The sequence below is a fragment of the Marinobacter sp. NP-4(2019) genome (assembly GCF_003994855.1).
GTDB lineage: Bacteria > Pseudomonadota > Gammaproteobacteria > Pseudomonadales > Oleiphilaceae > Marinobacter.
The window spans coordinates 4,227,491-4,247,577 of the sequence record NZ_CP034142.1 but is presented as its reverse complement, the minus strand read 5'-3'; the positions used below and the strand labels follow the sequence as shown (position 1 = coordinate 4,247,577).

Here is a 20,087-nt window from a genome sequence, read left to right as displayed (position 1 = left end):
ATGGCAGCGCAGGTAAGTGATTTCGACCGGTTTTCCTTTACCCTGTTCATGGCGTTGGCCGTGCACGCGGTGATTGTGCTGGGGATTACCTTTGCGCCGGAGCCTCCGCGTTCATCCGCGCAAACCATGGAGATCACCCTGTCGCAGTTTGACGATGAAACCGATCCGGACGAGGCTGACTTCCTGGCCCAGACCAGCCAGCAAGGCAGCGGCTCCGAGGAAGAGGTACGGGAGCTGACTTCGCCGCAGCCGACTGATGTCAGCCAGCCGGAGATTGCCGAAGTGCAGCCGGAACCGCCGTCGCGGACCGAGCCGGTGAAGCAGCAGGATCGCGAGACAGTCAAGACCGAAGCGGCGTCCAGCCGCCAGGTCCGGGAGCCGGAAGAGGCAGTGGAATCGAAGGAAGAGCCACTGCCTGTGCGTAAGAAAAAAAGCCTGATGGAGCGGAGCCTGGAAATTGCCAGCCTTGAAGCCCGGTTTGATGCCCAGCGCCAGGCCTATGCCAAGAAGCCGCGTATCATGCGGGTTACGGCAGCGTCGACCCTGAGCTCGAGTAACGCCTGGTACGTACAGAACTGGATTACCAAGGTGACTCGGGTCGGCAATATCAACTACCCAACGGAAGCGCGGCGAGCGGGTATCTATGGCACACTGAGAATGCTGGTTTCTCTGAAAAAGGATGGCACAATCAAAGAGGTCGCCATTCTGCAATCCTCCGGCAGTACCGTGCTGGATGATGCTGCCATCCGTATTGTGCGAATGGCCGCACCATTCGCGCCGTTCCCGGAAAGTATGAGAGAAGAAGTCGACGAGCTTGAAATCATTCGAACCTGGTCTTTCCAGCGGCGGGGGCTGACATCGGGATGACAGCATCAAAACATTCGCCAAACAGTTTGCGTCACCACTTCCTGGTGGCGTCTCCCTACCTCGAGGATCCACGCTTTCACGGGGCAGTGATCTACGTGTGTGAACATTCCGACGACGGTGCCTTGGGGCTGATGATCAACCATCCCCTGGACATCCACCTGGGGGAAATTCTTGAACAACTGGATATGGAAGGCGGTGAACTGGATCTGCCAGTCTTCAGTGGCGGCCCGGTACAACCCGAACGCGGCTTTGTTCTGCATTCACCCGGCACCAGCTGGCACAATACGGCGCAGGTAACCGATGACGTCATGCTGACCACGTCCCGGGATATCCTCGAAGGCATTGGTTGTGAAGAGGGGCCGGAAGAATTCCTGGTGGCCCTGGGGTATGCCGGTTGGGGAGAGGGGCAGCTGGAAAGCGAACTGGGCAGTAACTCCTGGCTGACCTGCCCCGCCAATACCGATATCCTGTTTCGCACCCCCTGGGACAAGCGCTACGAGGCGGTACTGAAGCTGATCGGTATCGACCTGAATCAACTGAGCGAGTCCATTGGCCATGCCTGAAAGAGACAACCGCCGGGTTATGGCGTTTGATTTCGGCACCCGCCGCATTGGCGTTGCCACCGGCCAGCAGTTGTTGGGCACCGGTCAGCCCCTGACCATGCTGCCAGCCCGGGACGGTATCCCCGACTGGGATGCCATCGGCCGGCTACTGGACGAATGGAAGCCGGATCTGGTGGTGGTCGGCCTGCCCCTGAACATGGACGACAGTGAAAACGATATGTGCGCCCGCGCCCGCAAGTTTGGCAAACGGTTGCACGGCCGCTTCCATGTGCCGGTAGAGATGGTCGACGAGCGGCTGACCAGTTTTGAAGCCAAGGGCGAGGCAATGGCCGGTGGTGGCAGCCGCGATTTCGGGCGCCACGGGGTGGATGACCGTGCCGCCGTCCTGATCCTGGAAACCTGGTTTCGCCAGCAGTAAATCCCGCCGGATATCGCCGGTGGCGTTAAGTGAGGACATAATGACCGCATTGCTTGATATGAACCGGTTACTGGACGAACTGGAAGCTGGATTGCGCAACATCATGGCAGAGCGGGGCGTGACGTCGCCGGCGCTCATTGGTATCCGCACCGGCGGCGTCTGGCTCGCCGATGTGATGAGGAAGCGCCTGGGACTGGAAGAACCTTTCGGGGAACTGGACATCTCGTTTTACCGGGATGACTTCAGCCGCATCGGCCTGAATCCGAAGGTCAAACCATCCAGCCTGCCGTTCAGCACCGAGGATCGCGACATCATCCTGATCGACGACGTCATCATGAGCGGTCGCACCATTCGCGCCGCGATGAATGAAATCTTCGATTATGGCCGCCCGGCCAGTATCATTCTTGCCACACTGATTGATCTGGGTGCCCGGGAACTGCCCATCCAGCCGGACGTCACCGGCAAGGTGCTGGCACTGGCGAGTCATCAGCGGGTGAAACTCCGCGGCCCCGATCCGCTGCACATCGAATTGCAGGAAACCGGGCAGTAATCACCGCGACACTCTCTCGTGAACAGGCGAACAGGCGACACATGACTGCAGACCAAGCTTCCAAACGATCCCTGCAACTGACCTCGGACGGTCAGTTGCGGCACTTCCTCACCCTTGACGGGCTCGACCGCGCCCTGTTGACCGACATTCTCGATACCGCCGATTCCTTTATCGAAGTCGGCGAACGTACCATCAAGAAGGTCCCCCTGTTGCGCGGGCGCACGGTGGTGAACCTGTTCTTCGAGTCCAGCACCCGCACCCGCAGTACCTTCGAACTGGCCGCCAAGCGCCTGTCCGCCGATGTGTTGAACCTGGATATCAGTACCTCCGCGACCTCCAAGGGCGAGTCCCTGTCCGATACCCTGCTTAATCTGGAAGCCATGGCCAGTGACATGTTCGTGGTTCGCCATTCCCAGAGCGGGGCGCCGCATTTCATTGCCGAGAGCGTGACCCCGGGGGTGGCCATTATCAACGCCGGTGACGGCCGCCACGCCCACCCCACCCAGGCGATGCTGGACATGCTGACCATTCGCCAGCACAAGGGCGGGTTCGAGGGCATGAAAGTGGCCATTGTCGGGGATGTGCTGCATTCCCGCGTGGCACGGTCCCAGATCCGCGCGCTGAACGAACTCGGCGCGGCGGAAGTGCGGGTAATCGCCCCCGGCACGCTGCTGCCGAGGGATGTGGAAAGCCTGGGCTGCACCGTGGAATACGACATGCGAAAAGGCATGAAGGACCTGGACGTGGTGATCATGCTGCGGCTTCAGAAGGAGCGGATGGAGGGAGCCCTGTTGCCCAGCGAACGGGAATTCTATCGGCTTTATGGCCTCAGCCGGGACAAGCTGGCTCTGGCCCACCCGGAATGCATTGTGATGCACCCAGGGCCCATTAATCGCGGGGTGGAAATTGAATCCGCCGTGGCCGATGGCCCCCAGTCGGTGATCCTGAATCAGGTCACCAACGGTATCGCCATCCGCATGGCGGTGATGTCCATGGCCATGGGGGGCAGGTGTCAGAACGTAACCAGAAACAGGCCGGGAGGGATCAGGCGTGACGGAGATCAACAACACCGCTGGAGCATCCCTGAAGATCATCAATGGCCGGCTTTTGCTGCCTGGCGGTGACGAGCTGGCCAAGGCATCCATACATATTATCGATGGTCGTATCAGCGCTGTTGGCGAGGCCGCCGACGCCGCCAGCAGCGATGAGGTGTTTGACGCCGCCGGTGGTATCGTCGCACCAGGTCTGGTGGACCTGTGTTGCAATCTGCGGGAGCCGGGCAATGGCCAAAAAGGCAATATAGCCTCGGAAACCCGTGCTGCGGCCCGGGGTGGCTTTACCACGGTTTGTGCCTCGCCGGAGACATCGCCGGTCAACGATTCCGGCGCGGTTACCCACCTGATACGGGATGTAGCGGAGGCTCGCTCGCCCATCCGGGTGCTTCCTGTGGGCGCGGTTACCCGGGGCCTGGAGGGTGAACTGCTCAGTGACATGGCGGGGTTGTCCGCCGCCGGATGTGTGGCGCTGGGCAACGGCCGCCGTGGCGTGCGCAATGCCCGGATTCTGCGCCGCTGCATGGCCTACGCCAAAACCTTCGGGCTGACGGTGATGTTCAGCCCCGAGAACCAGGCCCTGGCGGCGGATGGCTACGCCCACGACGGCCTGGTGGCCTCGCGGCTCGGTCTGCTGGGTATTCCGGAAGTGGCGGAAACCGCCTCGGTCATGGAGATGCTGTTGCTGGCGGAGGAAACCGGTGTTCGCCTGCATCTCAGTCAGTTGTCTTCGGCTCGCAGTGTCGAAATGGTGGCGGATGCCCGTCGTCGTGGTATCAGTGTCACGGCCGACGTGGCCATGCACCAGTTGCTGTTTACCGAAGACGCCCTCGCCGGTTTCGACAGTCGCTTCCACGTGCGCCCTCCGCTGCGCGCCGAAGCCGATCGTCAGGCACTGCTGGCTGGCGTCCGTGACGGTGTCATCGATGCCATCGTCAGCCAGCACCAACCCCATGACTCGGCGGCCAAGCAGGCGCCTCTGGGTGCTACCGAGCCCGGCCTGTCCACCATCGAAAGCACCCTGTCCATGGGTCTGATGCTGGTCAGCCGGGGTGAGCTGGCGTTGCCCGCTCTGCTGCGGTCGCTGACGGCGGGTCCTGCCGCCATCCTTGGCCGAAGCGCCAGCCTGGAGGCGGGCGCGGTTGCCGACCTGTGTGTTTTCGATCCGGATGCCACCTGGACACCGGGCGAAGACACTCTGGTTTCGGCCGGGCGTCATGCGCCGGTGCTTGATGACGCCATCCCCGGTGTCGTCAAACTGACCCTCTGTGAAGGGCGTGTGGCCTGGGGTACGGGGACGGGCTGATCCGGCTGCTCCCGGAGAGAAATGCGGCAGAGGTTGCCTGACCTCTGTCGAGCCCATCACAGAATTCCATCTTTTTGCTGAAAAGCCCTTGAAGGCAGGCGCCTGTGCCAACGTATTCTTGTGACGCCCGGCCTAATCTCAGGTCAGGATCTCACGATGTACGGGTACCAAGGATGTGCCCGGGACGTCTGACAATAATAATTCAGGAGTTATCCCCGTGAAATCAGCTAACCTCCCGCAACGGGTGGCCGCAGCGGCTGCCCTGTGTGCCAGTCTGTTGCTGGCGCCTGTCAGCCAGGCCGAAGAATCCATCCTCGAACGAAGCTTTTGTGTCTTTGACCCGGTTGGTGCCAATGGCCCGCTGTTCGCCATCACCAAAACCTTTCAGCCAGTGGCCATGAAGGAAGGCATCAAGCTTGACCTGCGGGCCTACACTGACGAGAAAGTGGCGGCCGAGGACTTCAAGGCCGGGCAGTGCGATGCCGTCCTACTGACCGGTACCCGAGCCCGCGAGTTCAACAAGTTCACCGGCACTCTGGAAGCCATGGGTGCGGTCCCCGGTGAAGAGGAAATGCGCCTGCTTTATAACACCCTGAGCCAGGCCAAGGCCCGCCCGTTCCTGATTGATGGTCCCTACGAAGTGGCTGGTGTATTCCCGGGCGGCGCCGTGTACCTCCACACCCGCGATCGTTCCATCGACTCGGTAGAAGAGCTCCAGGGCAAGCGCATCGCGACTCTGGATTTCGATACGGCGTCGGTGCGCATGGTGCGTCACGTCGGTGCTTCGGTCGTGGGCTCCAACTCCGCCAACTTTGCCGGCAAGTTCAATAACGGCAGTGTTGACCTGGCCTATGCGCCGGCGGTGGCCTACTCCCCGCTGGAACTGTACAAGGGCGTTCAGCCCAATGGCGGCGTGTTCAAGTACGCCCTGGCTTACATGAATTTCCAGGTCATCATCCACCGTGACCGTTTTCCGGATGATGCCGGCCAGATGGTTCGCGACCAGGCCATCAAGCGCATCGACGAGGCCTACCAGATCATTGACCAGGCCGAAGCCGACATTCCGGAAGACGTGTGGATGCATCCCCCGCAGGAAGATGTGGCGGAATACGACAAGATGTTACGCAAGGTGCGGTTATCCCTGCTTGAAGATGGCGTTTACGACGAACGCGCCATCAAGCTGATGAAGGCGATTCGTTGCCGGGTGGACGGTTCCCGGTCTGAGTGTGCTTCCTGAGAGGATTAGGAGGGAAGGCCCGCACCAGCGGGCCTGGTCAGCTTAGCTCACCGCCTCTTTCAGTGACTTGCCGGCTTTGAACCCGACGGTCTTGCTGGCAGGAATCTTGATGGTGGCTCCGGTCTGGGGGTTACGCCCGTCGCGGGCGTCGCGAGTGCGGATACTGAACGTGCCGAATCCGATCAGCGTGGTGTCTTCGCCTCTGGAGGCTGCCGCTGAGATCTGGTCAGTGAAGGCGGTAATGACTTCGCTGGCTTTCTCGCGGGTCAGGCCGGTTTTGTCGGCAATGGCGGCTGCCAGTTCGGGTTTGCGCATCGGGTACTCCTTATTGTCGTTTTTGGTGTCACACCGGCGGCAAGCCAGCCGCAGGCTGAACAAATCTATAGTGGGTTCGGCGCCAATGTGCAAACCCGTGAGGATGAAGGAACAGGTTTTGCCGTTCCCATTTGCGGTGCGGTTCTCATAAAAACAGGGGGTTGTCCGCCATAATGCGAGCCCGGTTACAAATTGTAACGATTCGCAGGCGGTGGTCCAGGCGGCCCGATTGGCTCTGAAAACAATAAAAGAAGGTGCGGAAGTTATGAAACGTTTCCAGAAAGCGACAGGGCAGTGGTTGCCAGCAATGGCAAAACTGCGTGGTGTGACTGCAGCGGTGGTTGCCAGCGTTGCCTTGAGCGGGTGCGGCGTCGTGAACCACATGATCTACAAGACCACCGGTGATGTCCTTCAGGGGTTCTCGCGCAACCATACGGTGCCTTACCTGCTGAGCACCGATGACTTGGCCATGGGCTGTGCCATGAGTGAGGCGACCGCTCCGTTGTTGATGTCGTTCGGTCGGGTAACCAGTGAGCCGGACCAGATTGCCGTGATGCTATATCTGTCAGCCGCGGGCTGCGCCGATGAGCAGGCCCGTGAACATGAACTGACTGGGCTGGCCGCTTTGGGTGCCATGGACGGTGATGCCGCTGAAGATGCGATGATTCGCCAGAAACGTGCCCACGCCCTGGCGGCGAAACGTTATTTCCGCAGCTGGCAGCATCATAATGCTTTCTATGGCGAGCCCGGTAATGGCGAGTGCCCGGACTTCGATGACGACATGGACGAATTCATCTACATGGCGGGCCTGTTGTCAGGGCTTCAGGCTCTGAACGCCGAAATTCAGTCCACGTCCTCCATTGGTGTGCCCAAGAATGTGGGCTCCGTGGTTGGCAGGGCAACCAGCTGCCTGGATAACGAAAAGTGGTGGGGAGCGCCGATGGCACTGCGGGCGACCATCTGGGCAATGATTCCGGGTGCCATGCCTGAGGGCGAGAACGCCTTTGAACGGCTGGAAATCTCCGATCGGCAGGGTGAACAGGTGGGTGTCCGCATCAGCCATGTGTTTCACGCGATTGCAGCGATGAACAAGGGTGACAATGAGCGCCTGCGTGATGTGATCCGCCGTCACGCCGAATCCATTGAGGAAACACCCCCGAACGAGGACTGGGCTTTTGTCGATGCCATGGCGACACAGATGATCGTGGCCATTTCCGATCGCATGTGGGTTGAGAATCAAGGCCATCGAACTCCCCTGGGACAGTTGGGTACCTTCTGGGACGAAGAAGAGGACGTTGAAACCATGGATCTGGATGGTTTGTTGTAACGCCCATGGCTTCAGGTCGCGCTGTTATGTCACAAGTGGGTTTTCGTCGTACCAGGCTGGAGTGGTTTTCCTCTCTGCCGGCTTGTTTACTGTTGCTGGCGGTGGTGCTGTTTTCCACCAGCAGCGACATTCACAACCAGATGCTGCGGGCAGGGGAGCAGATGTGGGGTGGCTACTACAAGCTCCGCGTCGACCCGGTTCAGCCGACCTGCGATCCCAACCGGGACATTGAGGCCGCGATCCAGCAGGAGCTTTCCGAATCGGGTGGCTCGGACAATCCCATGGCGGCGCTGCTCGGGGAACAGGAGAAAGACCCGGCGGATGTCCGCCTTGCCATCGAGCGGTCGGTGGCAGACTGCCAGGCCAGCTTCGCCAGTTATGAGAGCCTGAAGGACAAGTTGACCCCCGGCGTAAAAGCCTACCGGGCGGTCGAGTTGTTCGTAGCCGATCTGATCGCGTTCGGGTTGGAGTCCCAGCGATATATCCTGGTGGTTCTGGTGATGCTGTGTGCGGTGACCGCGACCCTCAGCCGCCACCATATCGCCATGCGGGCGATGGAAACCCGGCTTGATTACACCGTATCCCACGCTCTGCAGACTATCGCCAATGCAATGTTGCTGGGCTCCAGTGTGATCTTCCGGCAATCAAGCATGGGCAGTGATACCACCATGTCGGCGGAGGCTCTGCTTCTCCATAACCTTTGGATTATCGGTTTTGCCTGCCTCACCCTGGCCAGCCTGTATCGATTGTTCCGCATGCCCGATGATCTGCGCGACGGTGGCCGCTTCAACAAAGCGTTCCTTGCGGTGCCGCTGTATACGGTGATGTGCCTGATTTCCGGCACCTATTTCGTGCTGATCGGGCACGCCTCCGGCATCGGTATCTATCTCGGCAAGATGATGGAGCTTGCGGACATGTTCCTCAATGTCGGGCTCTACGTCTGGGTGGGGATGATGCTCAAGCAGACCTGGCTGGCGACTCTGGTCTTCAACGTATTCCGCCCTTGGCGGATGCCGCCGGAGATGCTGGCCGTGGTTGCTGTTCTGGTGGCGGCGGTGCCCACTGCCTACACTGGTGCTTCCGGCATTTTTGTTATTGCCGCGGGGGCGGTGATATACAGCGAGCTGCGTGCCGCCGGTGCCCGCCGGCATCTGGCCCTGGCCGCCACTGCCATGTCCGGATCATTGGGGGTGGTGCTGCGCCCCTGCCTGCTGGTGGTGGTGATCGCCTACCTCAACCGGGAAGTCACCACTGACGAACTGTTTGGTTGGGGCATCTGGGTGTTTGTGCTAACCGCCATGATGTTCATGACTGTGGCGATGACGGTTAATCGCCAGAGCAGCTTCAACCTGGCACCGTCCTCGGAAGCCTTCCCGGCCATGCTGCAGGCTCTGCGACCGTTGATTCCCTATGCCCTGGTGATTGCCGGTGTGGTGTTGCTGTACCGCTTTGCCCTGGACGTACGAATGGACGAATTCTCGGCGCCGCGACTGCTGCCGGTGATCATGCTGGCGATACTGCTGTTTGAGCATGTGACCCTGAAGAAGACAGCCGGTCGCGCCAGTGAGGGGCAATCCCACCAGGGCCTGGAGAGCAGCCTTCGTTCGGCCACCAACGACACCACCTCCGAGATCGGTGCCTTGCTGTTATTGCTGGGCCTGTCGGTGAGCATCGGCGGAGTGATCGAACGTTCCCAGATCATGGAAGCCTTCCCCCAGGCCTTCGACAGCGCCTGGTCCGCGATGCTGCTGATGGTCGTCATCCTGGTGGTCCTAGGCATGATCATGGACGCTTTCGGCGCCGTTATCCTGGTCACCGCCACGGTGTCCACCATCGCCTACAGCAGCGGGATACACCCCATCCACTTCTGGATGGTGACCCTGGTGGCCTTCGAACTGGGCTACCTGAGCCCGCCGGTCGCGCTGAACCACCTGTTGACCCGGCAGGTCGTTGGCGAAGCGGAAGTGTTGGCGGCACAGCAGGAAGGTGGCACCTTCTATCAGCGACATGAACGCATCATCATGCCGCTGATTGCCATGGGAATATCCCTGGTGCTGGTGGCCTTTGTGCCGCTGTTGTTTTACGCGTGAGTCGCGGCCCGGTTATTCACACGGGCTCGGGCGCACTGCTCTCGCCGCGCAGGGAGGTAACGTCTGCCTTCGGTGGTGCGCCGAACAGACGGCTGTACTCCCGGCTGAAGTGGGAAGGGCTCTCGTAGCCCACCCGATAGCTGGCGGTGGCGGCTTCCAGGCCTTCGGCAAGCATTAGTCGCCGGGCTTCGTGAAGGCGCAGTTTCTTCTGGAATTGCAGGGGTGACATGCGGGTCACTTGTTTGAAGCTGTGGTACAGGGTTGATTCGCTCATGTTGGCGGCTTCCGCCAGTTCGCGAATACGCAATGGCTCCGAATAGTGATCCTTCAGCGCCGAGATGACTGTGGAAATCCGGTGTGATTGAGAATCGACGGCCGCGAACTTGCGCATGCGTGAGCCCATTTCGCCGATCAGTGCTCGGTAGATGATTTCCCGGCGTGCCAGTGGCGCGAGTATGGGAATGTCCCCGGGAGAATCCAGCAGGCTCAGTAGCCGGTATAGTGCGCCCTGCATCAGTTCATCCATGTAAGTGATGCATAGGCCACACTCCACTGCCGGGCAAGGGCCATGTGGGTCCAGCGACGGTGCCTTGTCGCCCAGTTCCAGTACCAGATCAGCCACCTCCTGTGGATCCACGGTCAGTTTCACCGCCAGGTAAGGGCGTTCCGGGCTTGCGTCGAGAATTCTGCCCAGCACCGGCAGGTGAACGGAGCTGGCCAGATAAGTGAGCGGATCATAAGTGATTTCCCGGTCGCCCAGCAGAATGTTCTTGGTGCCCTGAATCACGAAACACAGGGACGGCTCGTAGACGGACGAGCCACAACTGGATGGTTGATCGCAACGAATCAGCTCCACGCCGTCAATGGCGGAACTCTGTATGCCCTGCTGCTTTGTCCATCGGCTGGCGACCAGGGCCAACTGTTGCTGAAGGTTCGGCATGAGGTTGGTGGCAACCTCTGGAATGGTAGCAGTCATCGTCGCGTCTCCCTTTCGCGGCAGTATAATCCTTTGCAACCTGAACTGTATGGCATTCAGGTCTCATCTGCAGAATCAGGCAAGCTTCCCGCAGTAACCCGATATCCTCCCGGACTCAAGACTCCTTATGTTAGACGACCAATCGGGGAAGAGGGACTGAAATATACCCTTTCATGTCGAAATACCTCCACCCCAACCGACCTAACAAGCGATCTGACCAGATCTCTTGACTAACGGGAACGCTCACAAGGCGTCCCTGACGACGGAGCGAGGAACCATGGAACGTCTGACCGGAAAAAACTTCAACGGACCAGTCCGGGCATTGGGCCCGGCGCTGGTGATGCTCACCGTGTTGCTGGCCGGCTGCGAGGCACAAAGCGACGAAGCGATGGCGATGCCGCCACCGCCGGAGGTGGATGTGGCGGAAGTCATTGTGGAGCCGGTTACCCTCTGGGAGTCCTTCACCGGCCGCGTGGCTGCACCGGAAACCGTGGACCTGCGACCGCGGGTCAGCGGCTACATTCACGAGGTGGCTTTTGAGGAAGGCGCATTGGTGCAGGCCGGTGACTTGCTGTTCCAGATCGACCCCAGGCCCTATCAGGCCCGGGCGCAGGCGGCCCGCGCCGACCTGTCGTTGGCGAGGAGCCAACTGGAACTGGCCAGGAGTGAAGCCGGCCGCGCCAAGACACTGTTGGAGAGCCGGGCCATTTCACGGGAGGAGTACGACCAGCGTAATGCTGCACTGATGAGTGCCCGGGCCCGGGTGGAAGCCGCCCGGGCGGCACTGGACACAGCGGAACTGGACCTGGAATACACCCGGGTCACCGCCCCGGTCAGTGGCCGTACCGGTCGGGCGCTGGTAACCCGTGGCAACCTGGCCAACGCGGACCAGACCCTGCTCACTACAGTGGTGTCGGTGGACCCGGTGCACGTTTATTTCGAGGCCGATGAGCAGGCCGCGTTCAGTAGCCAGCAGCTGTTGGCCAATGACCAGCCCCACAGTGTGCGTATCGCCCTGGGCGACAACGGCCACCAATACCAGGGCTTGCTGGATTTTGTCGATAACCGGCTGAACCCGGGTACCGGCACCCTGCAATACCGTGCCGTGTTAGGCAATCCGGATGGCCGGATCAAACCCGGCCAGTTTGCCCGGGTGGAAATGCCGGTGGCCGAGCTGGACCAGGCGCTGCTGGTGAACCGCAAGGCGGTACTGACTGATCAGGACCGCCGATACGTCTACGTGGTGGATGACGACAACCGGGTTGCGCCCCGGCAGGTGACCACCGGTCGTCAGGTGGAGGATCTACTGGTGATCCGCGAAGGCCTCAACAGCGGTGACCGGGTGATCATCAACGGTGTGCAGAAGGTGTTTGGCGCTGGCATGGAGGTCAATCCAAACCTGGTGGCCATGAGTGAACCTGATGCCATTCAGGGTCCCGCAGTTGCAGCGGCCGGGGAGTCAGCGCAATGAATGTTTCCCGCTTCTTTGTGGACCGGCCGATTTTCGCGGCGGTGCTGTCCATTATCATTCTTGCCATCGGGTTGATCTCCATACCCAACCTGCCGGTCAGTGAGTACCCGGAAGTGGTACCGCCGTCGGTGGTGGTGCGCACGGTCTATCCCGGCGCCAACCCCAAGGAGATTGCAGAAACCGTGGCAACGCCGCTGGAGGAAGCCATCAGCGGTGTTGAGGACATGATGTACTTCAAGTCCGTGGCCGGCTCTGATGGCGTCCTGCAGATGACCGTCACCTTCCGCCCCGGCACGGATGCGGAGGACGCCACGGTGCGGGTGCAGAATCGGGTCAGCCAGGCACAGGCGCGACTGCCGGAGGAGGTGCGCCGCCAGGGCGTGACTACCCAGAAGCAGTCCCCGACCTTCCTGATGGTGGTCCACCTGACATCGCCGGACGGCACCTACGACACCCTGTACCTGCGCAACTACGCCCGGCTGCATGTACGGGATCAGCTGGCCCGTATCCAGGGGGTAGGGGATGCCCAGATCTTTGGCGGCGGTGACTACGCCATGCGCGCCTGGTTGGATCCGGACCGGATTGCCGCCCGCGGCCTGACCGCCAGCGACGTGGTCCGCGCCATGCGTGAGCAGAACGTGCAGGTATCCGCTGGTCAGATCGGTGCCGAACCGGTGCCGGACAGCGACTTCCTGACCCTGATCAACGCCCGTGGTCGGCTGGAAACCGTGGAAGAATTCGGCAACATCGTGCTCAAACGCGGCGACAACGGCGAAATCCTGCGGCTGGAAGACGTGGCCCGGCTGGAGATGGGCGCCGGCGATTACACTCTGCGCTCCCAGCTCGATGGTAAGGACGCCGTGGCTATTGGTGTGTTCCAGGCCCCGGGAGCCAACGCCCTGAACATCCGCCAAGAGGTGATCGACACCATGGACGAACTGGCCACCCGCTTCCCTGCGGGTGTCGAGTACGAAGCGGTGTATGACACCACCATCTTCGTCAGTGACTCCATCAAGGCGGTGGTGGCCACGTTGCTGGAAGCGGTGTTGCTGGTGGTATTGGTGGTCACCCTGTTCCTGCAGACCTGGCGTGCCTCCATCATCCCGCTGCTGGCGGTACCGGTGTCGGTGATCGGCACCTTCGGTGCGCTCTACCTGCTGGGTTACTCCATCAACACCCTGACCCTGTTCGGGCTGGTATTGGCCATCGGCATCGTGGTGGACGACGCCATTGTGGTGGTGGAAAACGTCGAGCGTAATATCGAGGAAGGCCGCAGTCCGCTGGCGGCGGCTCACCAGGCGATGAAGGAAGTGTCTGGCCCGATCATCGCCATCGGTCTGGTGCTGTGTGCGGTGTTTATCCCCATGGCCTTTCTGTCCGGGGTCACTGGTCAGTTCTACCGGCAGTTCGCGGTGACCATCGCCATTTCCACGGTGATTTCCACCATTAACTCGCTGACCCTGTCACCGGCGATGGCGGCGATGCTACTCAAACCTCACAGTGCCCCCAAGGACCGACTGCAGAGAGGCATCGATTTCCTGTTCGGCTGGCTGTTCCGGCCCTTCAATCGCTTCTTCAATGCCAGTGCCGAGAAATACCAGGGCGGCGTGTCCCGCTCCCTGCGCCGGCGCGGAGCGGTGTTTGTGGTCTATGCGCTGTTGCTGACCGGCACCGGGCTGATGTTCAAGGCGGTGCCGCCGGGCTTTATCCCGATCCAGGACAAGTTGTACCTGATGGCCGGGGTGAAACTGCCGGAAGGGGCATCCCTGGAGCGTACCGACCAGCTCCTGCAGCAGGTGACCGATATCGCCATGGAAACCGAAGGCGTGGCCAACGCCGTGGCGTTTCCCGGTCTGAACGCGTTGCAGTTCACCAATACCTCCAACACCGGGGTGGTGTTCTTCCCCCTCAAGCCATTTGATGAGCGCAGCCTCAGTGCCGGGGAGATCAATGCCCAGATCAACCAGAAAATCAGCGGGCTGAAGGAAGGCTTTGCTTTCTCCTTCATGCCGCCTCCGATTCTGGGGTTGGGCAACGGCTCGGGCTACCAGCTGTTCATCGAAGATCGGGGCAACCTCGGCTACGGGGCCCTTCAGAACGCAGTGAACCAGTTCCAGGGTGCGATCAGCCAGACACCGGGTATGGGATTCCCGATTACCAGTTACCAGGCGAACGTGCCGCAACTGGATGCGGAAGTAGACCGGCTCAAGGCCAAGGCTCAGGGCGTGCCGCTGACAGAGTTGTTCGATACCCTGCAGACCTATCTGGGCTCCACCTACGTCAACGACTTCAACCGCTTTGGCCGTACCTGGCAGGTGATCGCCCAGGCGGATGCCCCCTACCGCGACAGCGTTGAGGACATTGCCCGGCTGCGTACCCGCAACGAGCAGGGCGAAATGGTGCCCATCGGCTCCATGGTGGAGATCCGCCAGAGTTTCGGGCCGGACCCGGTGTTGCGCTACAACGGCTACCCTGCCGCGGACATCGCCGGGGAGGCGGACCCTCGGGTGCTGTCTTCGGCCCAGGCCATGGATGCTCTGACCGCGCTGGCGGACGAGACACTGCCCGCCGGCATGGACTTCGAATGGACGGACCTGAGTTACCAGCAGGCCACCCAGGGCAACGCCGCGCTGGTGGTGTTCCCGCTCTCCATCCTGCTGGTATTTCTGGTGCTGGCGGCGCTGTACGAGAGCTGGACGCTGCCGTTGGCGGTGATCCTGATTGTGCCCATGTGTATGCTCTCGGCGTTGATTGGCGTGTGGTTTGGCGGTGGCGACAACAACATCTTCGTTCAGGTGGGACTGGTGGTGCTGATTGGCCTGGCCTGCAAGAATGCCATCCTGATCGTGGAATTTGCCCGAGAGCTGGAGCTGCAGGGGCGCGGCGTTGTGGAAGCGGCACTGGAGGCCTGCCGGCTGCGGTTGCGGCCGATCATCATGACCTCCATCACCTTTACTGCCGCTGTGGTGCCGTTGGTGCTGGCCACCGGGGCTGGCGCGGAGGTCCGGCAGGCGCTGGGCACCGCCGTGTTTGCCGGCATGATCGGGGTCACCCTGTTCGGGCTGTTCCTGACGCCGGTGTTCTACGTTGCCCTGCGCAAGCTCTCCGGCAGCCATCGCCTGAAGAGTCACCATGAATCCACTCTGACCTGCGATGAGGATCAGGATGACGACGCTGTGCCGGGAGGTAGCCATGCTTAAAGTGATCACCATAGCCGGTGCACTGGCGCTGTTGGCGGGTTGCGCCGTCGGACCGGATTACCAGACACCGGCCACACCGGAACCGGAGGTCTTCTCCGAAGGGCAACAAGCCGGTGGTGGTGTTGACCAGCAGCACTTCTGGCAGGGTTTTGATGATCCTTTGCTGGCACAGCTGATATACCAGACCCTGACCGCCAACCACACCCTGGAGGAAGCCGTGGCCCGCTACGAGCGTGCGGCGGCTCTGTTGTACGGTGCGGAAAGAGAGCAATGGCCCAGCGTGACCGCCAACGCCTCCGCCGCCGAGCAATACCTGGCGGACGTTGAGCAATCACTCCCAGGTGCAGGGCCGGAACGGGTGCAACGTTACCAGGCGGGTCTGGCTGCCAACTGGGAGCTGGACCTGTTCGGACGCCTGCGCCGCGCCACCGAAGCGCAACGGGCGGAACTGGAAGCCGCCGGTGCTGATCTTGGCGCGGTACAGGTCGCCCTGGCCGGACAACTGGCCAGCAGCTACTTCGAGTTGCGGGGCCTGCAACAGCAGTATCGGGTGGCGCAACAGAGTGTGGCACTGCAGCAGCAGTCCCTGGATATTGTCGAGGCACGGGTAGAGGCAGGCCGGGGTACCGAGTTTGATCAGGTACGCGCCCGCGCCCAGTTGGAGCGCACCCGCGCCGAGTTGCCGACCCTGCAGGCGGGTATCCGGGCGGCCATGCACCGTATCGCCGTGCTGACCGGTCAGCCGCCGATGGCATTGGTGGAGACACTGTCGCCCCCGGCCGGGCTCCCGGAGGCCTTGCCGACCATTCCCGTGGACAGCCCCGGGGACGTGTTGCGCCGTCGCCCGGACATTGCCGCCGCGGAACGTCGTCTGGCCGCAGCGACCGCCCGCATAGGTGTGGCTACCGCTGACCTGTTTCCCCGCTTTACCCTGAGCGGACTGCTGGGCTCGGTTGCCGCGGATACCGGTGACCTGTTCACCGGTCCGGCGGAGTCCCGCCGTGTCGCCCTGGGCATCGACTGGACCTTCCTCGACCATGGCAAGGTCAAGGCCCGCATCGAGGCCGCCGGTGCCGACAGCCGCGCGGCGCTGGCCAGCTATCAGCAAGCGGTACTGGAAGCGCTGGAGGAAGCGGAGACCCGGCTGGTGCGTTACCAGCGGGCGCAGGAAAGGGAAGGGCGCCTGCAACAGGCCATGACGGACGCGGAGAAAGCGGTGGAACTGGCCCGTACCCGCTATGAGCAGGGCTTTATCGGCTACTTTGAAGTACTGACGGCGGAACAGGAATTCACCGCCACCCGGGACGCGGCGGTGCGCAGCCGCACAGCGGTGACCCTGGCGATGGTGGACGTATACCGGGCGCTGGTGGGGGCGCCCGGTTAAGCAGCCCCCGGCCAGCTACTTCATCTTAAAGCCCTTGCCACGGAGGAAGTCCCGCATGTGGGGGCGCAGCTTGGAGGTGAACAGCGGTTTGAGCTGTTCCGACCAGTTGGTGTCCTTGTTGCCCCCGGTGCGGACGTGGTAGTAGGTGCGCATGGTGGCGTCGAATTCCGCCACCAGCTCCGCGTCCCGCTCGTCCTGGTAATAGTCTTCCTTGAGGATGGACGCCAGTGGCAGGCGGGGCTTCACCTCCGGGTCCTGGTCCGGATAGCCCAGGCACATCCCGAACACCGGATAGACATGATCCGGCAGGCGCAGCAGTTCGCTCACCTCGGCCGGATTGTTGCGGATACCGCCGATGTAACACAGGCCCAGCCCCTCGGATTCTGCTGCCGTGGCAACGTTCTGGGCGACCAGAGCGGCATCGATGCTGGCCACCAGCAGTTGCTCGGTCATGCCACGAATCACCTCAGCACCGGCGCGTTCGGCGGCATCCGTTGCCCGCTTCATGTCCGCGCAGAACACCAGAAAATCCGAACACTCCGCGACATAGCGCTGGCCACCACTCAGCTCCGCCAGAGCCTCACGGTTCTGCGGATTGACCACGTGGATGATGGAATAGGCCTGCACGTGGCTGGATGTGGCGGCACTCTGGCCGGCACGAATCAGCTCCTCGAACAGCTCGCGGGGAATCTTCCGATCCTGGAATTTACGGATCGAACGGTGTGACTTGAGAAGTTCAATGGTCGGATTCATGGTGCCCTCTAACACGAGATCAGAAAGCGTTTATCCTGCCACCGTCACACCGGTTTGGCAAAAAGGGCCACGGGAGGTGTTGAGCAAACCTGCCCCGACGATTCAGACATTACGCGGTGCAAACATAATGATCGCCATACCCAGAATGGCCACCGATGAACCCACGAAATCCCAGACCGTTGGCCGAATGCCGTCCACCGCCCACAGCCACAGGATGGCGGTAAAAATATAGACGCCGCCGTACGCCGCATACACCCGGCCAGCGGCGGTCGGGTGTAGTGACAGTAGCCAGGCAAAAGCGGCCAGGCTTAACGCCCCCGGCACCAGAAGCCAGATGGTCTTGCCCTCACGTAGCCAGAGGTACGGCAGGTAACAGCCAACAATTTCAGCAATCGCCGTGATAAAAAACAGGCCGGCAGTCTTTAGTTCGGGCAAATCGGAGATCCCTGGTTAAGTGTCGTATTCGTCGTGCAAACGCCACCATTCAAACGGCGGGCTCTGTGGCCATCCCTCGGGTGAATCTTCCCAGGTTTCCTGACGGCCATAGGGTGTCAGGTCCAGCAACCGGAAGTTGGTGTCGAACAGCTCAGCCCCGCGATCCGTGGTGAAGTAGGTGCGGTACACGCGGTTGTTATCATCCCGAATGAACACGTTAACCGCAAACCGTTTTCCCACATCGAAAGCATCGGCGAAGCGGCGGCCGTGATCCGTGTACCAGGGCGTGTCCCAGCCCATCCGCTTCTGCAGGGCAATGATTTCATCCTGCGGCGCCGGGGATGTGAACACAAAGGTGGTGTCCCGGGCGTTGACGTGCGAGATATTGTGGCCAATGTTGTCCATGACCATCGAACAGCCCGGGCAGGGCGCAGCGCCGGGTTCCAGCATGGCGCAGTAAACGATGAGTTGCCGGCGGCCGTGAAACAGGTCGACCAGCGAAACCTCACCCTCTGGTCCGGTAAAGGTGAAGTGGTCTTCGACAGGGACCATCGGCAATCTTCGGCGCTCGGCGGCCAGAGCATCCTGGGCGTGGGTCAGTTCCTTTTCCTTGACGAGGAGTGCCTGGCGGGCCTCGTGCCAGTCTTCGAGCGTACCGACCTTTGGAAGAGCAATCTTGTTAGTCGACATGATATGAGCTCCTTCTGTTTGAGGTGCACTTCATAGTCGAATGAGGGAGGTGAAATTCGACAATCGCCTATGGGGTCAGCTACTCATCCGAAGGTCCTACCCAGAACAATGGGTTATGGGCGATTTCCCAGAGATAACCGTCGGGATCGGAAAAGTAGCCGGCATAGCCACCCCAATCCGTCTTCTGGGCCGGTTTGGTGACAACGGCACCGGCGGCAACCGCCTGATCCATGACCTGATCCACCTCCTGCTCCGAACTCACATTGTGGGCCAGGCTGAACCCCGCAAACCCTTCTGAACGCCCCGACACCAGCGCATCGTCCGCCAGCGCGTCATGCCCGTACAGGCCGAGCCAGGTACCGTTCAGGGTGAAAAAGGCCACCTCTGGCGGAGAGTCCATTCTGGGAAGGCCCAATCCCTGCTCGTAGAACCTGATCGAACGCTGAAGATCACTCACACCCAAGGTGATCATACTGATTCGTGGTTTCATGGTTCCTCCCTGAATATCGCCATTCTCAATCACCGCATTGCCTGAAATGATAACTCCAAAGCCTAGTCCATCGCCCGGTGCATCGCCATGCGGTCGCGGACTGTCTCTTGGCATTCCCGGTGTCGCACTGAACGCGACTTACTCGCTCATTATGGATTCCAGCAGGGTATCGAAATCCATATCGATCTCACCTTCCTCCGCGCGCCTTGTCAGGACGATCACCGAACCCTGAAGGCCAGGATCATCATCAAGCATGAGCAGGTCGGGGTTAATGAGTGTCGTGACGGCGTTCTTCACAACCCCGGGGGCCTTGTTGAATTGGCGGCGAAGTAATCGGGTGAGGAAGGACCCGTTCTTTACACCGCCGAAGGCTCGCTGAAGCGTGTATTCACGCTCAGTCACCAGGTAACGGCATAGCTTTCTCATCATCGGTGTGTCGGCATTGTTGAGGATGAGGGTGCCCCGGGACACGAGCATCTTGTCGACGTAGTAAATGGCTACCAGTGCCTGATCGAATGGGCCCACTTCGTTAATGATGGCCAGGTTGATGGCTCGGTTCTGGAAGTAGAAATCCGGAAGCACCTCATCGGCGGGCGTTCGGTTCAGTTCCACCAGATCCATCACCGTTTCCACGTTCCGTTTCCGGGTCTCTTTCAGAAACTCAGAATGCTGAAGAAGGTTGAGGGTGAGCAGCGTCAGTGCTGAATTTTCCAGGGTATGAAGCGCACGGCAGACCGACAGCGTCAGGTCAAAATCACCCAGGCCGAGTTGCAGGACTTCCTGGGGTGCCTGTTCTTCTATAATGGAGGTGATCAGCGAGGTTTGTGGGTGTTCTGGAGTCATGGTTCTGGTGGTGCAGCCTGTGTTCGTCGGAAGCGGACGGGTCGGTTTGGGCATGGTAGTGGTGAACCAACGCCAATCCCTTGGCTTGAGAGCACAATATTTGTAGTCAGTCCCGCGAGT

Annotated in this window: 19 protein-coding genes; 12 read left to right on the top strand and 7 right to left on the bottom strand. The window is 60.9% G+C overall.

Annotation, left to right across the window (positions count from 1 at the left end; genetic code table 11):
• The 7 genes from EHN06_RS19350 (at nt 1) to EHN06_RS19320 (ending at nt 5,993) form a co-directional block, all read left to right on the top strand.
• Entirely contained in the window at nt 1-867 is an 867-nt protein-coding gene (locus tag EHN06_RS19350; protein WP_127334108.1) for an energy transducer TonB, read from the top strand.
• A complete protein-coding gene (locus tag EHN06_RS19345) occupies nt 864-1,430 on the top strand; it encodes a YqgE/AlgH family protein (protein WP_164735636.1) in 567 nt (188 codons plus the stop codon). The genes EHN06_RS19350 and EHN06_RS19345 overlap by 4 nt, the downstream gene beginning before the upstream one ends.
• Nucleotides 1,423-1,848, top strand: coding sequence for a Holliday junction resolvase RuvX (gene ruvX, locus EHN06_RS19340; protein WP_127334107.1), 426 nt, complete (start codon nt 1,423-1,425; stop codon nt 1,846-1,848). The genes EHN06_RS19345 and ruvX overlap by 8 nt, the downstream gene beginning before the upstream one ends.
• Nucleotides 1,849-1,888: 40 nt before the next feature.
• Complete coding sequence (pyrR, locus tag EHN06_RS19335) at nt 1,889-2,398, top strand: bifunctional pyr operon transcriptional regulator/uracil phosphoribosyltransferase PyrR (RefSeq protein ID WP_127334106.1); 510 nt, start codon at nt 1,889-1,891, stop codon at nt 2,396-2,398.
• 41 nt (nt 2,399-2,439) lie between these two features.
• Nucleotides 2,440-3,522 carry an aspartate carbamoyltransferase catalytic subunit gene (locus tag EHN06_RS19330; protein ID WP_228257359.1) on the top strand — a complete coding sequence of 361 codons (1,083 nt, stop codon included), beginning with the start codon at nt 2,440-2,442 and terminating at the stop codon, nt 3,520-3,522.
• Nucleotides 3,506-4,756: a dihydroorotase gene (locus EHN06_RS19325; RefSeq protein ID WP_416332570.1), complete on the top strand. Its 1,251-nt coding sequence runs from the start codon at nt 3,506-3,508 to the stop codon at nt 4,754-4,756. The genes EHN06_RS19330 and EHN06_RS19325 overlap by 17 nt, the downstream gene beginning before the upstream one ends.
• A 217-nt stretch (nt 4,757-4,973) precedes the next feature.
• Nucleotides 4,974-5,993, top strand: coding sequence for a putative solute-binding protein (locus EHN06_RS19320; RefSeq protein WP_127334105.1), 1,020 nt, complete (start codon nt 4,974-4,976; stop codon nt 5,991-5,993).
• A 42-nt stretch (nt 5,994-6,035) separates the two neighbouring features.
• Here EHN06_RS19320 and EHN06_RS19315 read toward each other — a convergent pair whose 3' ends face one another.
• On the bottom strand, nt 6,036-6,308 hold the full coding sequence (locus EHN06_RS19315) for an HU family DNA-binding protein (RefSeq protein ID WP_127334104.1): 273 nt from the start codon (nt 6,306-6,308) through the stop codon (nt 6,036-6,038).
• Nucleotides 6,309-6,615: 307 nt separating this feature from the next.
• On the opposite strand from EHN06_RS19315, the gene EHN06_RS19310 reads away from it, so the two are divergent.
• Nucleotides 6,616-7,635: a hypothetical protein gene (locus tag EHN06_RS19310; protein WP_416332569.1), complete on the top strand. Its 1,020-nt coding sequence runs from the start codon at nt 6,616-6,618 to the stop codon at nt 7,633-7,635.
• Nucleotides 7,636-7,661: 26 nt separating this feature from the next.
• Nucleotides 7,662-9,725 (top strand): TRAP transporter large permease subunit, encoded by a 2,064-nt coding sequence (locus EHN06_RS19305; RefSeq protein ID WP_127334103.1) that lies wholly within the window; start codon nt 7,662-7,664, stop codon nt 9,723-9,725.
• A gap of 16 nt (nt 9,726-9,741) precedes the next feature.
• Here EHN06_RS19305 and EHN06_RS19300 read toward each other — a convergent pair whose 3' ends face one another.
• Entirely contained in the window at nt 9,742-10,701 is a 960-nt protein-coding gene (locus tag EHN06_RS19300; RefSeq protein ID WP_127334102.1) for an AraC family transcriptional regulator, read from the bottom strand.
• 277 nt (nt 10,702-10,978) lie between these two features.
• Between EHN06_RS19300 and EHN06_RS19295 the strand changes: the two genes are divergently transcribed.
• From EHN06_RS19295 to EHN06_RS19285, 3 genes are read left to right on the top strand one after another with little or no spacing between them, the layout of a single operon-like run.
• Nucleotides 10,979-12,172, top strand: coding sequence for an efflux RND transporter periplasmic adaptor subunit (locus tag EHN06_RS19295; protein ID WP_127334101.1), 1,194 nt, complete (start codon nt 10,979-10,981; stop codon nt 12,170-12,172).
• Entirely contained in the window at nt 12,169-15,372 is a 3,204-nt protein-coding gene (locus tag EHN06_RS19290; RefSeq protein WP_127334100.1) for an efflux RND transporter permease subunit, read from the top strand. Before EHN06_RS19295 ends, EHN06_RS19290 begins: the two co-directional genes overlap by 4 nt.
• Nucleotides 15,365-16,756, top strand: a complete 1,392-nt coding sequence (locus EHN06_RS19285) for an efflux transporter outer membrane subunit (protein WP_127334099.1) — start codon at nt 15,365-15,367, stop codon at nt 16,754-16,756. Before EHN06_RS19290 ends, EHN06_RS19285 begins: the two co-directional genes overlap by 8 nt.
• Nucleotides 16,757-16,771: 15 nt before the next feature.
• Here the strand turns inward: EHN06_RS19285 and nfsA are convergent, their stop codons facing one another.
• From nfsA to EHN06_RS19260, 5 genes are all read right to left on the bottom strand, one after another.
• Nucleotides 16,772-17,509 (bottom strand): oxygen-insensitive NADPH nitroreductase, encoded by a 738-nt coding sequence (nfsA, locus tag EHN06_RS19280; protein ID WP_127334098.1) that lies wholly within the window; start codon nt 17,507-17,509, stop codon nt 16,772-16,774.
• A 102-nt stretch (nt 17,510-17,611) separates the two neighbouring features.
• Complete coding sequence (locus EHN06_RS19275; RefSeq protein WP_127334097.1) at nt 17,612-17,944, bottom strand: YnfA family protein; 333 nt, start codon at nt 17,942-17,944, stop codon at nt 17,612-17,614.
• 15 nt (nt 17,945-17,959) lie between these two features.
• Nucleotides 17,960-18,634 carry a DUF899 domain-containing protein gene (locus tag EHN06_RS19270; RefSeq protein ID WP_206075693.1) on the bottom strand — a complete coding sequence of 225 codons (675 nt, stop codon included), beginning with the start codon at nt 18,632-18,634 and terminating at the stop codon, nt 17,960-17,962.
• A gap of 79 nt (nt 18,635-18,713) precedes the next feature.
• The gene (locus tag EHN06_RS19265) at nt 18,714-19,124 is read right to left on the bottom strand and encodes a VOC family protein (protein ID WP_127334096.1); all 411 of its coding nucleotides are present in this window, start codon (nt 19,122-19,124) and stop codon (nt 18,714-18,716) included.
• 138 nt (nt 19,125-19,262) lie between these two features.
• Nucleotides 19,263-19,967, bottom strand: coding sequence for a hypothetical protein (locus EHN06_RS19260; protein WP_127334095.1), 705 nt, complete (start codon nt 19,965-19,967; stop codon nt 19,263-19,265).
• Nucleotides 19,968-20,087: the final 120 nt, after the last annotated feature.

Coding starts and splice junctions, on each gene's coding strand:
- EHN06_RS19350 (WP_127334108.1), top strand. CDS start 1: ATGGCAGCGCAGGTAAGTGATTTCGACCGGTTTTCCTTTACCCTGTTC.
- EHN06_RS19345 (WP_164735636.1), top strand. CDS start 864: ATGACAGCATCAAAACATTCGCCAAACAGTTTGCGTCACCACTTCCTG.
- ruvX (WP_127334107.1), top strand. CDS start 1,423: ATGCCTGAAAGAGACAACCGCCGGGTTATGGCGTTTGATTTCGGCACC.
- pyrR (WP_127334106.1), top strand. CDS start 1,889: ATGACCGCATTGCTTGATATGAACCGGTTACTGGACGAACTGGAAGCT.
- EHN06_RS19330 (WP_228257359.1), top strand. CDS start 2,440: ATGACTGCAGACCAAGCTTCCAAACGATCCCTGCAACTGACCTCGGAC.
- EHN06_RS19315 (WP_127334104.1), bottom strand. CDS start 6,308: ATGCGCAAACCCGAACTGGCAGCCGCCATTGCCGACAAAACCGGCCTG.
- EHN06_RS19310 (WP_416332569.1), top strand. CDS start 6,616: ATGGCAAAACTGCGTGGTGTGACTGCAGCGGTGGTTGCCAGCGTTGCC.
- EHN06_RS19305 (WP_127334103.1), top strand. CDS start 7,662: ATGTCACAAGTGGGTTTTCGTCGTACCAGGCTGGAGTGGTTTTCCTCT.
- EHN06_RS19300 (WP_127334102.1), bottom strand. CDS start 10,701: ATGACTGCTACCATTCCAGAGGTTGCCACCAACCTCATGCCGAACCTT.
- EHN06_RS19295 (WP_127334101.1), top strand. CDS start 10,979: ATGGAACGTCTGACCGGAAAAAACTTCAACGGACCAGTCCGGGCATTG.
- EHN06_RS19290 (WP_127334100.1), top strand. CDS start 12,169: ATGAATGTTTCCCGCTTCTTTGTGGACCGGCCGATTTTCGCGGCGGTG.
- EHN06_RS19285 (WP_127334099.1), top strand. CDS start 15,365: ATGCTTAAAGTGATCACCATAGCCGGTGCACTGGCGCTGTTGGCGGGT.
- nfsA (WP_127334098.1), bottom strand. CDS start 17,509: ATGAATCCGACCATTGAACTTCTCAAGTCACACCGTTCGATCCGTAAA.
- EHN06_RS19270 (WP_206075693.1), bottom strand. CDS start 18,634: ATGTCGACTAACAAGATTGCTCTTCCAAAGGTCGGTACGCTCGAAGAC.
- EHN06_RS19265 (WP_127334096.1), bottom strand. CDS start 19,124: ATGAAACCACGAATCAGTATGATCACCTTGGGTGTGAGTGATCTTCAG.
- EHN06_RS19260 (WP_127334095.1), bottom strand. CDS start 19,967: ATGACTCCAGAACACCCACAAACCTCGCTGATCACCTCCATTATAGAA.